Genomic DNA, 15,834 nt, shown 5'->3' with positions numbered 1-15,834 from the left:
AACAGAATATATATCAACATCCTTAAATTCCCTTCTTGCGGATGCATATTTGCGAATCACTTTTCAGTTTATTTTCAGTTCACGTTCAGTCTTCATTCAGCTAGAGCACGTATGATAAAGTTGAAGGAATGAGATAAGGGGAGTTTTGTGCTATGGAATCAACGCATCGTATTCGTGTTTTGCTAGTGGACGACGAGCCGCATATCCTGCAGTTTCTGGAGCTTGGTCTCCAAAATGAAGGGTTTGAGGTGCGAACGGCCCCGGATGGGGAACGTGCGATAATGGAAGCAAGCCGCTTCGAGCCGCATATCATCGTTCTGGATGTGATGATGCCGGGAATGGACGGACTTTCGGTATGCAGACGGTTGAAAGAGGAGGGTCGGGATATCGCGATCATTATGCTTACCGCGAAGGACGAGATTGATGACCGTGTGAAGGGCCTCATGATCGGAGCGGATGATTACATGGCCAAGCCTTTCAGTTTCGAAGAGCTGCTTGCCCGAATTCAAGCAAGGCTGCGCAATCAGTTCCCGAGCCTGCTGGGTGAAATTCGGCTTGGCCCATTCACCATCGATGACCGGAAGAAGGAAATTGCATACCAGGGGGAGGCCCTTGAGCTGTCGCCCACGGAGTATAAGCTGCTTAATCTGCTTGTGACCAAACACGGCAGCGTTTTGAGTAAACCGAATATTTTGAATATTGTGTGGGATTACGACTTTGGCGGAGAGGATAACATCGTTGAGGTTTATATCCGATCCCTGCGCGAGAAGCTCGGCGATAAGGAACACCGGGTCATTCGCACGCTTCGCGGAGCCGGCTACCGGGTCGATTTGCCATGAGTTTGCGAAACCGTACACGTTCATCCGGGCCTACGTCTCTACGTACGCAGCTCTTGTCACGATCCCTCATCATCTTGGCGCTTCTGCTTGTGCTGATCGGCGCATTGCAATATGTATTAATGAAAAATGCCCTGTTCCGCAATCAAGCCGAGGCGCTTTCCCTTCAGGCTCGGTCGATCCCCATGGAGCTATGGGAGGCTGATCAGGAGCCGCATAACCGGCCTTCAGGGCGAAATAACGAAGCCCTTCCGGAAAATCCGCGTAAGGGGGACAGACCTATGTTCTTTCTGCCGAATATGTCGCTTTCCAAGATCGAAACCGACGGAGGCTACACCGATCTGGCCGCTGATAACGGTCTGTCCGCGCCAAAGCTGACAGCAGAGGTTTATTCAGCGATCCTGGAGAAATTCCAGAAGCGCATGCCTATTCCGTATGAAGTAATCGACAATGCCGAGGGCACAGAGCAGATCATTGTCTTTCGCCCTTACGGCAATCCGAGCAGCCCCTCGGGTGTACTGCAGCTTGGATTGGATACGCAGCCCCTGCATGCCGTTCTGCTGCGGCAGCTGCTGATTTTTGCCGTACTGGCTTTACTGGCCATGGCTGCAGGGGTTGCATTGTACCTGCCTTTGCTGCGCCGAACGCTCCACCCCCTGAACCGAATGGTCGAAGCGGTAAAACGCACAGACGCCGGGAACTTGGCGGAGCGTTTTCCTGCCGTGCAGGGTCAACGGGAGATTGACCGCTTGGCCGAATCGTTTAACGGCATGCTGGAAAGGCTCGAGGATGCGTTTGAAACGGAACGTGAAGCCAAAGAGCAGATGCGGAGGTTTATTGCCGATGCTTCCCATGAGCTGCGAACGCCGCTCACTTCCATTCACGGCTTTCTGGAGGTGCTTGGCCGCGGCGCTGCCGACAACCCGGAGCAGCTGCATGCTGCACTATCCAGCATGCACGGGGAATCCAAGCGCATGAAGAAATTGATCGAGGATTTGCTTCTGTTAGCCAAGCTTGACCGCAAGCCGGAGCTCCATCTGCAGGCAACCCGGCTGGATCAGCTGCTGCTTGAGATGGAGCCCCATCTGAGGATGCTTGCCCAAGGCAGGATTGTAACGATTCAAGCGGTACCGGTGCTGTGCCGGTGTGACCCCGATAAGATCAAACAGGTCATCTATAACCTGTTTCATAATGCGGTACAGCATACCGATTCTGCCATAGGGCGGATTACCCTTACGGTTAATAAAACCAAGGACCAGGCCGTACTGCTGGTTAGCGATAATGGAGCCGGGATTCCGGAGGAGCATCTGCCCCATCTGTTCGAGCGGTTCTACCGCATCGATGAATCCCGGACCAGACAGCACGGTGGTGCGGGTCTTGGATTATCCATTACCCAATCCATCATTGCCGCACATGGCGGTCAGATGAGTGTGGACAGCACGGTCAACCAAGGAACGGTTTTTCGTGCCGAGTGGCCGGGTATCATTCAGTCCTTAGCCTGAAATCCCCCTTCACAAGCTCCGGCGGGACCACCACCAATGACAAGAACATCGGCCGTCAGTTTGAGTTCCTCATTTGCACGCAATCGATGATCCCCCCTCCTTGATTGCTAAATAATATGAGATCATAACAACAAAAAAAAGGAGATCATGAAGGATGCTCATGATCTCCAGTAGACTGGTCGATTGAAATTATCATAGTTATTCGATTGGAATTACCAACTATATTATCAGCAGATGTGTGCTAACGTATTTTTCCTTATATCCTGACAATTTGGTACAATACACTCGGTACTAGAAGAATGTAAAATGAAGGGACTATGATCGATATGTTCAAAATCTTTATTGTCGAAGACGATACCGGGCTGGTCAACCTGCTGAAAGAGTATCTTCATAAATTCGGTTACATGACGCAGTCCGTTCATGATTTCGAGACGGTACGCGATCAATTTGAATCGTATGACCCCCACCTTGTGCTTCTGGATATCAATCTGCCAAAATACGACGGATATTACTGGTGCCGCCAGTTCCGAAGCCTCTCCACCTGCCCGATCATCTTCATCTCCGCCCGCGACGGGAAAATGGATCAGGTGATGGCGCTGGAGAACGGTGCCGATGATTATATAACCAAACCCTTTGACTACGAGATTGCCATGGCCAAAATCAAGAGCCAGCTCCGGCGTGCCTACGGCTCTTATGCTGTCGCTCAGAATGAGCGCGTGCTCAGCGTTGCCGGACTCACGCTCGACGTTGAACGTCTCTCCCTGTCGCTTGGGCAGAACCAAACGGAGCTCAGCCATACTGAAGCCAAAATTTTGGACGAGTTAATGAAGAAGCCCGAGCAGATCATCAGCAGGGACCGGCTTCTGGAGAAAATATGGGATGATCAGGCCTTCGTGGACGATAATACGCTGAACGTATACATCACCCGCGTCCGCAAGAAACTTGCTGCCCTTGGGATCGAGGATGGCCTTCAAACCGTGCGCGGTCGCGGCTATCGACTGGTACCGAACTGGGGGGACGAAGCATGAGGCTATTTCTGCAAGAACAACGTCCCTTAATGATTGTCTACATAGCCCAGCTTCTCGTGATAACACTCATTTACAGACTGGATGGCTATCGCAATTTGATGGTTAGTCTGTACGCAGGCATCATCAGCTTGCTGCTGCTTCTCGGCTATCTGGTCTTCCGATTTACAGCCAACCGTTCATTCTATAAACGATTAGAACAGCGGCTCCCGGGAGAATCCCTCACCGGCGAATCCTCGGCAGAATCCTCCCATACCCCGCTCGCCGAAGCGCTTCATCAACTGCTGAAAACCCAGTTCCGGCATTACACCACGGATCTGCATAACTATAAGCATAAGATTGAGGGCCATCTTCAGTTCATCAATCAATGGGCCCACCAGATGAAAACGCCGATTTCGGTCATTCACCTGATTCTTCAGGATGATGATGATCCCCGTTTTGCCGCGATCGGCGACGAGCTGGATCGACTCAAAAAAGGGCTTGATCTGGTGCTGTACACCGCCAGGCTTGATACGTTCGAGCATGACTTTCACGTGGAGAACCTGCCGCTTCAGCGAATCGTCCGGAATGTCACTTCCGAGCAAAAGCGTCTGTTCATCCGGCGGAGAATTTATCCGTCCATCCAGATCGATTCCGGACTAACGGTGGCCACGGACGAGAAATGGCTCTCTTTTGTGCTGACACAGCTGCTGACCAATGCGGTTCGGTATACGCTGAAGGAACAAGGCACCCTCTTTTTTAACGGCTACACCCGGGAGAATCAAGTTGTACTTGAAATCCGGGACGAAGGCATCGGCATTCCCCAAAGCGACCTGCCGCGAGTGTTCGACCCCTATTTCACCGGAGAGAACGGGCGCAGGTTCCAGGAATCGACAGGCATGGGGCTGTTTCTTGTCAAACAAATATGCGATAAGCTAGGACATGCCTTCGAAATCGAATCCAAAGTGGATGAAGGAACGACGGTTCGCATCATTTTTGCGGATTCCTCAGGCCACATTGCACAATAAAGTTCAACGGCAGGCAGGGCAGCGCTTTTTGCCCATTCGGAAACGATAGCAGTGGCAGTTCCTGATCTAACTTACGGCAGTTAAAGAAACCTTACAAGGTTGTAAGGTAACTGTAAGTTACGAATATGGCATGAACGCGAAGGAATCTTTTACAATGATATCATCGTTATAGAGGAGTGAAGATATGCCCATCTTGAGCGTCAAGCATCTATCTAAAATCTATGAGGGCAAAGTGGCGTTCCAAGCGCTGAACAATATTCACTTCAACGTCACCAAAGGGGAATTCGTCGGCATTATGGGTCCTTCCGGCAGCGGAAAAACCACGCTCCTCAATCTGATTGCAACCATTGATCAGCCCACAGCCGGAGAAGTGATCATAGGCGGGCGCAATCCTCATCTTCTCAGCAGAAGCGACACCGCTCTGTTCCGGCGCCGGGAGCTGGGCTTCGTCTTCCAGCACTTCAATCTGCTGGATACACTGACCGTTGAGGAAAATATCGTTCTCCCGTTGACGCTGGAGGGCATGCCGCTTGACGAAATGGGCATCCGGCTGAGCCGGATCGCAGATCGACTCGGCATCGGGTCCATTCTGCATAAGCATACCTATGAGATATCCGGCGGGCAGATGCAGCGTACCGCCATTGCCAGAGCGCTCATTCAGGAGCCCTCTCTAATTCTCGCTGACGAGCCCACCGGCAACCTAGACTCCAAAGCCTCCAAAGAGGTGATGCAGACGCTTTCTGCTTCGAGTAAAGAGGCTTCCGCAACGATTCTCATGGTCACTCATGATCCGGTGGCAGCCAGCTACTGTGACCGCGTCTTGTTCATCAAAGACGGACAACTATATAATGAGATGTATTGCGGTGACAACCGCCAAGCCTTTTTCCAGAAAATCATTGACATGCTGGCTTTACTGGGAGGAGGCAGTCATGACCTTTCGACAATTCGCTTTTAGGAATGTCCTGAGGAATAAGCGGACCTATGCTGCCTATTTCTTAAGCAGCGCATTCTCCGTCATGATTTTCTTCGTGTGTGCGCTGTTCCTGTTCCATCCTTCGATAGCGGACGAGATGTTCTATCCGGTTGTTATCCAGGCGATGCTCGGGGCCGAGCTGATCATGTACGTATTCTCGTTTTTCTTCGTGCTGTATTCCGTGGGGGCTTTTCTAAAGACGCGCAAGCGCGAGTTCGGCATTCTGTTCATGCATGGCATGACGGATCGCCAATTTAACAAGATGGTGTTTCTCGAAAATATGATCATCGGCGTAAGCGCCATTGCTACAGGCATCCTGTTCGGCATCATTACAGGCAAGCTGTTTCTGATGGCAGGCTCGGCCTTTCTTGGAATCCCGCCCTTGCCGTTTCGATTGCCCCTGCGTGCGCTTGGACTGACGGTTGCAAGTTATGTGCTGCTGTTTATCATTATCTCGCTGTGCACCTCTAGGCTGCTGCGTCCTAAAGCGTTGATCGATCTGTTTCAGTCCGGACAGCGGCCGAAAACCGCGCCCAGGACATCGCCCTGGTTATCGATATTGGCAGCCGTGCTGCTGGTGGTCAGCTACAGCTTGGCCGCCACGACAAACGCATCGACCCTGGCGCTGCGCATGTTCCCGGTTACCTTAATGACGATGATCGGCACTTATCTGTTGTATACGCAGCTAGGAGTTGCTCTCGTGCGAAGGTTGAAGCAGAGCCGCCGGTTAGCCTGGAGAAGGACCAAGTTGGTCTCGCTATCCAGCCTGCATTACCGGCTTAGGGATCATGCACAGATGTTCTCGATGGTGACAATCGTGCTGGCTGTTTCCTTTTGCTCGGTAGGCGTATTTGCCTCCATCCCGGTGCTCACGAAGCAATTCAACGAGGATTTCCCTGCTGCCATCGGTTATCTCGCCAAAGCGGGGGACACCTCCGAGAAGCAGCATTTACATGAAATCCGGCAGGAGCTTGAGTCGAAAAAAATACCGTTTGAAACGCTATCGTTTCGCGTGAAATATACGGAAGTTGAGCCAGCTTCCGCACAGGTCGGGCAGTTGCAAAATCCGTTGGCACTGATCTCCTTCTCCGACTATAAGGCGGCGGTGCTAATGGCGGGACTGCCATTTGATGAACAGCCGCTAAGCGGTGAGGATGCGCTTGTCCTCATTGCTTCGCAAAATGACAGGGCTTATATCCGCGACCGGGAGCACGCTTCGTACCGAATCCATGATTCCGAACTTCTCCTGCATGAAATCGGTTATTCCGATCATGTCGGCGTACCGGAATATTTGCTGCCGGAAATGGACGACGATTCTCGCTTCGGCGGGCTTGTGGTCAGTGACGAAGCCTTCGCCGCCATCACGAATCCGGTCCGGCTAGAGCGGTACACCGGCTTCTATGTGGATGATTTCACAGAGACGGAGGGCATCGTCCCCCATCTGGCCCCGCGCGGAGCGGTGCGTTATGAGATGGGCCAGCCTTATGCGTTGGCGGTCAGCGGCACGCTCTTTGCCCTTCGAGACAGCCTGTACAATATGCTGCTCTTTGCGGCGCTGCTTGTGGGCACGGTGTTTTTTATCGCGGCAGGAAGTTTCCTGTACTTCCGCCTCTATGCCGATCTGGATTATGACCGCAGGCATTATGCCACGATATCCCGGCTTGGAATGACCGATAAGGAGTTCCGGCGGATCGTCACCGGACAGCTGGCGCTGCTGTTTTTTGTACCGATCAGCCTTGCGATTGTGCACAGCATCTTTGCTTTTATCGCGCTGCAGAGCTACTTCTATTTATCCATTGCGGCTGAAATGGGCATCGTGTTGATCAGCTTCCTGATGATGCAGGTCCTGTATTTCTTCTTTATCCGCAGTCAATATCTGCGCAAGCTGAAGCAGACCCTTATATAAAGGATGCAGCAGCATCCTTATTTTGAAAGAGGTGTAACCCTTGGAAAACTGGATTACGGATATGATGGAGCAGTTCGGCTATATCGGCATCCTGCTGATGATTGCCCTGGAAAACGTGTTTCCTCCGATCCCCTCCGAAGTCATTCTTACCTTCGGCGGATTCATGACCACCTACACGAAACTGACGGTGCCTGGCGTTATCATTGCCGCTACGATCGGATCTGTCGTCGGTGCTGTTATTCTGTACGGGATTGGTCGCCTGCTCGATGTCGAGCGGCTTGAAAAAATCGTAGATCGCTGGGGGCATATCCTCCGTGTCAAAAAAGAAGACATCCGCAAGGCGGATGCATGGTTTGATAAATACGGCTACTGGACCGTGCTGTTCTGCCGCATGATTCCGCTGATCCGAAGCTTGATCTCCATCCCGGCAGGGATGTCCAACATGAAGTTCGGCATGTTCCTCCTCTTCACAACCATCGGCACCCTGATCTGGAACATTATTCTGGTATGCGTGGGAGCCGCTGTCGGCGATTCATGGGAAAAAATCGTAGCCTTCATGGACGTCTATTCCAATATCGCTTATGCTGTAATAGCTGTGGCCGTAATTGCGTTCCTGTTCTTTTTCTTCCGCAAGCGGAGAAAGTCAGCTTAAAGTTACGCATATTCATGCCATTGATCATTCATATCATTACATTTAACATTTTAGTAAGGGAGAGACTATAGGTCATGGATTTTTTAACCATCCTCAAAGCAATTATTCTGGGAATCGTCGAGGGACTGACCGAGTTCGCTCCTGTATCCTCTACCGGTCATATGATCATCGTTGATGATATGTGGCTGAAATCCGAGGAGTTTCTGACGAAATACGTAGCCAACACTTTTAAGGTTGTCATTCAGCTTGGTTCCATTCTAGCCGTCCTCGTTGTGTTTAAGGACCGCTTCCTGGATCTCTTGGGCCTCAAGCGCAAAAAGCCTGAAGCCGGCGTACCGGCGGTTACGGGCAGACTGAAGCTCAGCCAGGTTATCGTCGGTTTGATTCCGGCTGGTGTTCTGGGCGTCTTGTTCGAAGACCTAATTGACGAGCATTTATTTTCTACCGAAACGGTGCTGATCGGACTTGTAATCGGGGCCATCTTCATGATCGTTGCCGATAAAGTCAGCTCGAAAAGAGAGCCGAACGTGGTCACTGTCGACCAAATAACGTACAAACAGGCATTCAGCGTCGGATTGATTCAGTGTTTGTCGCTCTGGCCAGGCTTCTCCCGCTCCGGCTCCACCATCTCCGGAGGCGTCATGCTCGGTATGAGTCACCGCGCGGCGGCGGACTTCACCTTCATTATGGCGGTGCCGATCATGTTCGGAGCCAGCTTACTGTCGCTGCTAAAGAATTGGGAATACTTCACGCTGGAGGCTCTTCCATTCTTCATCGCCGGATTCGTGGCAGCCTTCGTCTTCGCCTTGATCTCCATCCGCTTCTTCCTGAAGCTGATTAACCGGATCAAGCTGGTGCCGTTTGCGATCTATCGGATCGTGCTCGCTGCTATTATTGCGTTGGTGCTTTATCTGTAAAACCGTTCTACAAGTACCGTTTACAATCCTAGAGGTGCTCGGGCACGTATAAAGGGGCTGTCCCAAAGTCATCTTTCATGACTTCTGGGACAGCCCCGTTTTATTAAAAGTGCGCGGATGGCTATGGTATTAACAGACTATATCATAACAATCTTTCCTCTATGCTTCTTTTGTTATAGAACTTCGTTTACCTCATCAGAGAACCATTTCGCGATGATTTGCGGCCTTGTTATGGCGCTGCCTACAACCACACAATGAGCCCCCATTTTGATCGCTTTTGCAGCCTGCTCCGGTGTGTTGAAGTTGCCTTCTGCAATGACTGGTTTCTTACACTGCTTAATCAGTTCTTCCAGCACGGTGAACTTCTCCACATGCTGAGACTGCGGTGTATAACCAATAAGTGTCGTTCCAATGTAGTGGAACCCCAATCGATCTGCTCGCAACCCCTCTTCCGTGGTGGAGATATCCGCCATGAACTTCTGCGAAGGGTATTTTGTAAAGATCGATTGCAGGAATGCCTCATCCTGATCCATCGTTGCTTGCACAGCAATAATTTCAACCCCCGTGCCAACAAGCGCATCCACTTCGGTCATGGTCGCTGTAATGAACGATTGCATACCCGGGTATTCTTTTTTGATAATGCCAATAATGGGCAACTCAACTTGCTTCTTAATCTCTTCGATGTCTTCAACGCTATTAGCACGAATCCCCACCGCACCGGATTCGGCAGCCGCAATGGCCATACGCCCCATAATAAATGAACTATGCAACGGTTCGCCTGGCAAAGCCTGACATGATACAATTAATCCTCGATTCACAATATGTTCCCTCCATGCCCTATCCTGTTTTATTCTTCACCAATAGTCTCATTTATCTTTTGTTTAATTAAGTCGGCTTTGGCGCCAAATACAGCCTGAATCCCGCCTTTTACTTCCAATACTGCGGTAGCACCCAGTTCTTTAATTGTATCCTTATCTACCTTCGATACATCTTTGACGGCAACACGAAGTCTTGTAATACATGCATCGACGTCTTCCAGGTTCTCCTTGCCGCCAAGCGCACTCAGCACTTTCATCGCGGTATCTCCAATACTGTCCTTGGATTCAACCGATACGCTCTCCCCATCACTTTCACGTCCAGGTGTCGCCACATTGAATTTCGTAATTAAGAAGCGGAACACAAGGTAATAGATGATCGCCCAGAAGAGCCCGATAATGATGACATAGATCCAATTAGTTCTGGCATTCCCCTGCAGAACCCCGAAGAGCAAGAAGTCGATGGCCCCGCCAGAGAAGGTATTCCCGATACGAACGGATAACATATCCGCGATCATAAAGGATAGACCGTCCAGAGCCGCATGAATCACATATAACCATGGAGCGACGAATAAGAACATAAACTCAATCGGCTCCGTAATCCCTGTCAGGAACGATGTCAGCGCAGCACTAAAGAACAAACCAAACACAAGTTTGCGACGGTTCTTCGGTACGCAATGATACATCGCAAGGCATGCCGCAGGAAGACCAAACATCATCGTAGCAAAACGCCCTGCAAAAAAACGGGTTCCTTCGGAGAACATTCCAACATGATTCGGATCAGCCAGTTCGGCAAAAAAGATTTTCTGCGCACCCACAACTTGCTGACCTGCAACCGTGGCGACACCGCCCAGCTCTGTGAACCAGAACATCGGATAAATCATATGGTGTAGACCGACAGCACCTGTAAGACGAAGCAAGAATCCGTATAAATAGGTTCCGAAATATCCCATGCCGGCAATAGCAGTTCCTGCCGCTACCAGCCATCCTTGAAACGTAGGCCAGATTAAGAAGAAGATCCCGCCTACAAAAATAGCACTAAACGATGAGACGATCGGAATAAACCGCGAGCCCCCAAAAAATCCTAGAAAGGAAGGTAATTGAATCCCCCGGTATCGATTATTCAAATAAGTAACCAGGATACCAATGACAATAGCCCCTACAACCCCGGTGTCAATGGATTCAACGCTTGGATTGAATACCGTGATCATTGCACCAATCGATGCATTCATAACTAGGAACGAGACGGCTGCTGCCAGTGCGGCAGTACCTTTATCTTTTTTCGCTAATCCCACGGCAAGACCAATACACATGATTAGCGCTAAGTTGGTAAACACAACGTTGCCGGCTGCTGACATAATTTGAAAAATAGCTTGTAAAAACGGCGTATTCAGAATCGGATATGCCGCAATCGTATTTGCATTCGATAAGGATCCGCCAATCCCAAGCAGCAAACCCGCAGCAGGTAGGATTGCAATCGGTAACATAAATGACTTACCAAGCTTTTGCAACTGTTTAAACATGGATTTTCCTCCTATTAGATCAAGCATTGTACTTCCATCGCGATATGTCGATTCTACATCATGAAATTATTTTAGTAAATATAATTTTATTAAAATAATTTTATTATTACCTGACAATTAAATCCATGACAACCCTTAGTATGAACAACTCACCAATAAAAAAACCTGTGCCCCTCCAGTAGACGATAAATACGTCTACTTCTGAGGTTCACAGGTACGATGAATGCTTTATTGGTAATCCATTCGATTATGTTCAAGAATCGTATTAACTGTAATTTGCATCCGTCTATTCAAATCCGCATCCGCGAGTAAGATCATACATAAAATATCGATCGCATACATGACGGAAAATTGACTATTTACAAACCTTTCTTTATCAACAAACAATGTATTCGGGACCAGAATAAAAGAGTCCACTTGCTGCGCCAGCGTACTCTCGGAGAAGCTGGTCAGACAGATGACTTTGCACCGATTATTCTTTGCAATTCTGGTTGCGTCGACAATGACAGACGTTTCCCCTGAACTGGAAATCGCAATAACGAAATCATTCTCATTCACTATCGAACTATTGATCAGCATTAAATGCGAATCCGTTATACTCTGCACATTGAAGCCCATACGGAGCAAACGAAGCATCATTTCCTTCGCTGAAAGTCCCGAGCTTCCGATCCCGTATATGAAAATCCGTGCTGCGCCCTTAATCGTTTCAGCAAGCTGATGCAAATATGTAATGTCCAGTAATTGATTCGAACGCTCAATAACTGTCTGATAGAATTTAGATACTTGAATGAGAATATTGTCCTCCACCGAAGGAGCCGTCGCAGTTCGTAGCCTGCCCAACTGAACCTTTAATTCGGCAAAATTATTGCAACCAATCTTCTTGCAGAAATGCGTGATTGTCCCATTCGAGACACCAACATGGTTCGCGAGCACAGATATATTCATGTTATTAATCGATTGACCTTCTTGAAGAATATAATTCGCTACCAACTGTTCTTTCTTCGAGAAACTCGGATATAACTGCTGAATAACCATATAAATATCCATCGAATCCACCACCGCCATTTGGGAATTATAACAAAAAAAGCATAAGGATTCAATATTATTACTATAGTAGGGAGCATTGCTCAGGACCCATCGTAGGAGTAAACATGATGCAACGCAACCACCATCCATCCATGAAGAAAAAAAGAAGAAGCCCTCCGTTTTTGGAGAGACTTCCAGGTTATAGTTGAATGGGAGCTTCCCCTATCCATCAGCGCGCTAGGATCATTTCATTTCTGTAATGATGTGTGAAAGCCAGGAGCCCTGCGCCTCACTCTTCAAACGATAAATTGGTAGGCTCCTCCAGGAGCTCATAGTGAAAATCAAAGTTCGTCGTCGGTACGCTAAGATCCACCTCTTCAAAGCGGAGGCTGTCCAGCCACACCTTGCCTGCCCCCATCAGCAGAACACCGATCGAAATCGTGGCGCTGTCCTCGGGTACGTCGAGCACGATGGCATAGTGATTCCAGTGCATGCTGCCCACAATGCGCCGATCGTTCATATTGTCGAACTGGAGTACGTCTTCCGCTCTGTTGTCAACACGCATCCACAGCCCGCAGTATTCTTTGACGTTCTCGGTTTTGACAAATCCGGAAAACCGCATCCGTTTGCCCGCATACTTATCGGCTTTGAACTGCTGCATCATGGTCGCAAAAGCGCCAGCCTCCATTGGGGTTAGGGCTTTTAGGTAACCGGAAGTGCTTCCTTGGTGGACGGTGGACCGATCGACACCGATTTCATAATCATGCGGGTGGCTTCCGCTCAGAAACCAGCCTTTTAATGCGGATTGAGATTGCTGCTCCATGTGATCCTCTCCTTTAAAGTAGCTTGCGTGTTGAGCGTGAACCGCAAAGATTCTCCGGTAACGCCCCGGCGGCATGCCGTATAATTTTTTGAATGCTCTCGTAAACGACTCCTGACTTTCGAAGTGACAGTGCAGGGAAATGTCGATAATCGCAGCCTCGGAGTGCAGCAGTAGCTGTGCCGCATAACAGAGTCTTCGTTTTCTAAGGTAATCCGCGATGTTCATACCGACCTCCTTCCGAAACAAGCGGTGGAAGTGATATGGCGAAAAACCGGCATAGGATGCAATATCCGCGAGGGTCAGCTGCTCCTCCAGATGCTGCTCCATGTACGCTATACTTTTTTGGATGATACGCTGGGTACTCAAGGTTAGGCCCTCCTTTGTTATAAAGGATACCAAATGGGAGAGGGACGTTTTTGATCTTTTTTGCCAACATCAAAAAGCCCCTTCGATTACAAAGATCGAAGAGGCTTAAACAATGATACGATTCTCGTTATGGATCACAGGAAAGGCTCCCTGCCATGAAGAAGGTATAACCGCGCTTTTTACTTCATCCATCGTTAGCGGCGATACCTTCTCGCAACGAGAAAGAAGAAGAGCTCTAGCCGGTTATCCCGCAAATCATCGATTACCAGTACCCAGATAACTTGAAGTCACACCGATGAATCCCGTTGCACTCCCGCATTACATGCTCTTTGTGAGTGAGCATAAAATATTGCCGGATGAGTGTCGGACGTTTCGACATGACCTCACGTCTTGAGGATACGTGTCCTCGACGGCAAGCACATGACCGAGCGCGTAATCCTGCTGTACGGCTAATGCCGCAAAAACCGCATTATCCCAGCGGCTTCAGCTGAACGGTACGCTTGGTGCTTGCGGATTCATACGCTGCAATGGCAACACGGGCAGAATAGTAGCCGTCTTCCCCTGTTATTTCGACCGGCTTGCCGTCGCGAATGCTGTCGATAAAGCTGTTGACGAGACCTTCATCCATATCATCGCCCCAGAAGCTCCACGCAGCTTTCCCAGTTACATCGCTGTAGACATCGTTCTTCTGGGCAAAAGAATCAATGTTCAGCACACCCTTGGTGCCGATGATCTCAAGCGTTACATCCCCCCAGGTCGGGAAGGTGCGATTACGGGACCAGCTTGGGTCCAGTACAGCCACGACGCCATTCGCGAATTTGACGTGGACCATACCGGCATCGTCAATCTCCGTGTCATTGAAGAGCGTTTCCGCATGGGCGTATACTGCCTCTGCCTTGCTGCCGGTAAACCAGTGCATCAGGTCCATCACATGGACGGTATGGTCCAATACAGCTCCGCCACCCGATTTCTCCCGTTCGATAAACCAGCCGCCAGGCATGCTTCCCCGGTTGGTTCCCTTCATGGCCAAAATTTCGCCGATCTGCCCTGCGTCAATCGCTTCCTTCGCCTGACGAACGGACGTAATATAACGGCAAGGAAAAGCCGTCATAAGCTGCACGCCATGATCCTTGCACACTTGAATCATCTCCAGCATCTCGGACTCGGACAAACCTAACGGCTTCTCGCACAGCACATGCTTGCCCGCCGCAGCGGCAAGCTTGGTAAGTTCCGCATGACGTGCATTTTCCGAACAGATGACAACAGCATCCAGTTCCTGTGCCAGCAATTCATTGTAGTCCGCATAATACGGGATTCCCCGGTCCACAGAGTAAGGACGCACGCGCTCCGCGTTTTCATCCGCGACTCCGACCACCTCGACATCATCCCGCTTCAGCATGCCTAGGAGATAGCTCGCTGCATGCATATGGGCAAAGCTGATAAAGCCTACTTTAACTTTCTTCATGAAACCGTCCCTCCGATCATCACGGGCTGTCCAGTCTGAGCCGATTGCTCCGCTGCCTGAGCGATTTCAACGGCATAGCAAGCATCCTTAATACTTACGAGCGGCTCGCTGCCGTTTCGGATGCACTCGATAAAATGCTGCACCTCGTTATAATAAGGGTCATGCAGACTTGGGCTTGAAGGAACCTGTACAGCTGCTCCCTCCCCTGCCTCCGCATTGACCAATTTAATGTCCAAAGACTGCACCTGATTGCTATCAAATCTTATGATTCCCTGGTCACCCGAAATCTCGAACTGCGTCGTAAACGGTCCGGGATACCCCCAATAGCCGGTTAAACTGGCGATTGCACTATTTTTAAAATGAAGCGTAAGCTGAGCATACTCCATCTCAGGCTCATCCCGCTTAACGATGGAAGCATATACCGACTCCACTTCTCCGAATAGCCAGCAGGCAAAATCGATATCGTGAATCATGAGATCCATAATAACACCGCCGCTCTTACTCGGGTCGTTATACCATCCATCCATACCCTGCGGATACGAACCGTACCGCTTGAAGTGAGCCATCTTCGGTGTTCCGATGTTCCCGGAGTGGGCCTGCCGATAGGCATCATGATAGTTCGGGAAGAATCGGACGACATGTCCGATAAACAACCGGACTCCGTTTTTCTCGCACGCCGCCTTCATCTCTTGTGCATCCTCCAGGGTCAATGCAGCCGGTTTTTCGCAGATGACGTGCAGCCCTTTTTCAGCTAGTTTCAATACAAACGGTTTATGGAGATAGGTGGGCAGACACACCGCAACCGTTTCCAAATCTTTTTGTTCAAACAGCGACTCTACATCCGTGTATGCCTTCGCCCCGGTCAAAGCTGCAGCCCGCTCCGCCCGCCCGGCGTTAATATCGACCACACCCGTCACTGTTACTCCCGGCATTTTCGCCAAATTATGCGCATAGGCTGTCCCCATCGTTCCGCAGCCCAAAATCGCAATGTTCATGCT

General features: G+C 49.9%; 14 protein-coding genes. 8 read left to right on the top strand and 6 right to left on the bottom strand.

Going from position 1 to position 15,834, the window contains the following annotated elements:
* The first annotated feature begins 152 nt into the window (after positions 1-152).
* The 8 genes from NYE54_RS04360 to NYE54_RS04325 all read left to right on the top strand — a co-directional run bounded on the left by NYE54_RS04360 (position 153) and on the right by NYE54_RS04325 (position 8,818).
* Complete coding sequence (locus NYE54_RS04360; protein ID WP_339270304.1) at positions 153-839, top strand: response regulator transcription factor; 687 nt, start codon at positions 153-155, stop codon at positions 837-839.
* Complete coding sequence (locus NYE54_RS04355; protein ID WP_339270302.1) at positions 836-2,338, top strand: ATP-binding protein; 1,503 nt, start codon at positions 836-838, stop codon at positions 2,336-2,338. The genes NYE54_RS04360 and NYE54_RS04355 overlap by 4 nt, the downstream gene beginning before the upstream one ends.
* Positions 2,339-2,664: 326 nt before the next feature.
* Complete coding sequence (locus NYE54_RS04350) at positions 2,665-3,366, top strand: response regulator transcription factor (protein ID WP_339270300.1); 702 nt, start codon at positions 2,665-2,667, stop codon at positions 3,364-3,366.
* On the top strand, positions 3,363-4,370 hold the full coding sequence (locus NYE54_RS04345; protein WP_339270298.1) for a HAMP domain-containing histidine kinase: 1,008 nt from the start codon (positions 3,363-3,365) through the stop codon (positions 4,368-4,370). Before NYE54_RS04350 ends, NYE54_RS04345 begins: the two co-directional genes overlap by 4 nt.
* A 184-nt stretch (positions 4,371-4,554) precedes the next feature.
* The gene (locus NYE54_RS04340) at positions 4,555-5,325 is read left to right on the top strand and encodes an ABC transporter ATP-binding protein (protein WP_076325934.1); all 771 of its coding nucleotides are present in this window, start codon (positions 4,555-4,557) and stop codon (positions 5,323-5,325) included.
* On the top strand, positions 5,300-7,249 hold the full coding sequence (locus tag NYE54_RS04335) for an ABC transporter permease (RefSeq protein WP_339270296.1): 1,950 nt from the start codon (positions 5,300-5,302) through the stop codon (positions 7,247-7,249). The genes NYE54_RS04340 and NYE54_RS04335 overlap by 26 nt, the downstream gene beginning before the upstream one ends.
* 40 nt (positions 7,250-7,289) lie before the next feature.
* Complete coding sequence (locus NYE54_RS04330) at positions 7,290-7,901, top strand: DedA family protein (RefSeq protein WP_215160472.1); 612 nt, start codon at positions 7,290-7,292, stop codon at positions 7,899-7,901.
* Between the two features lie 74 nt (positions 7,902-7,975).
* Positions 7,976-8,818 (top strand): undecaprenyl-diphosphate phosphatase, encoded by an 843-nt coding sequence (locus tag NYE54_RS04325; RefSeq protein WP_076325937.1) that lies wholly within the window; start codon positions 7,976-7,978, stop codon positions 8,816-8,818.
* Positions 8,819-8,991: 173 nt separating this feature from the next.
* Here the strand turns inward: NYE54_RS04325 and NYE54_RS04320 are convergent, their stop codons facing one another.
* The 6 genes from NYE54_RS04320 to NYE54_RS04295 form a co-directional block, all read right to left on the bottom strand.
* Positions 8,992-9,636 (bottom strand): N-acetylmannosamine-6-phosphate 2-epimerase, encoded by a 645-nt coding sequence (locus NYE54_RS04320; RefSeq protein ID WP_213647847.1) that lies wholly within the window; start codon positions 9,634-9,636, stop codon positions 8,992-8,994.
* Between the two features lie 29 nt (positions 9,637-9,665).
* Positions 9,666-11,156 carry a PTS transporter subunit EIIC gene (locus tag NYE54_RS04315; protein ID WP_076325939.1) on the bottom strand — a complete coding sequence of 497 codons (1,491 nt, stop codon included), beginning with the start codon at positions 11,154-11,156 and terminating at the stop codon, positions 9,666-9,668.
* Positions 11,157-11,384: 228 nt separating this feature from the next.
* The gene (locus NYE54_RS04310) at positions 11,385-12,203 is read right to left on the bottom strand and encodes a MurR/RpiR family transcriptional regulator (protein WP_339270292.1); all 819 of its coding nucleotides are present in this window, start codon (positions 12,201-12,203) and stop codon (positions 11,385-11,387) included.
* Between the two features lie 268 nt (positions 12,204-12,471).
* On the bottom strand, positions 12,472-13,371 hold the full coding sequence (locus NYE54_RS04305; protein WP_339270291.1) for an AraC family transcriptional regulator: 900 nt from the start codon (positions 13,369-13,371) through the stop codon (positions 12,472-12,474).
* Between the two features lie 469 nt (positions 13,372-13,840).
* The gene (locus NYE54_RS04300; RefSeq protein ID WP_339270289.1) at positions 13,841-14,836 is read right to left on the bottom strand and encodes a Gfo/Idh/MocA family oxidoreductase; all 996 of its coding nucleotides are present in this window, start codon (positions 14,834-14,836) and stop codon (positions 13,841-13,843) included.
* Positions 14,833-15,831, bottom strand: a complete 999-nt coding sequence (locus NYE54_RS04295; RefSeq protein WP_339270287.1) for a Gfo/Idh/MocA family oxidoreductase — start codon at positions 15,829-15,831, stop codon at positions 14,833-14,835. Before NYE54_RS04295 ends, NYE54_RS04300 begins: the two co-directional genes overlap by 4 nt.
* Positions 15,832-15,834: the final 3 nt, after the last annotated feature.

Source organism: Paenibacillus sp. FSL K6-1330, from assembly GCF_037976825.1.
Classification (GTDB): Bacteria; Bacillota; Bacilli; order Paenibacillales; family Paenibacillaceae; genus Paenibacillus_AQ.
Note: the sequence above shows the minus strand (reverse complement) of the source record. Positions and strands in the feature narration are given on the sequence as shown.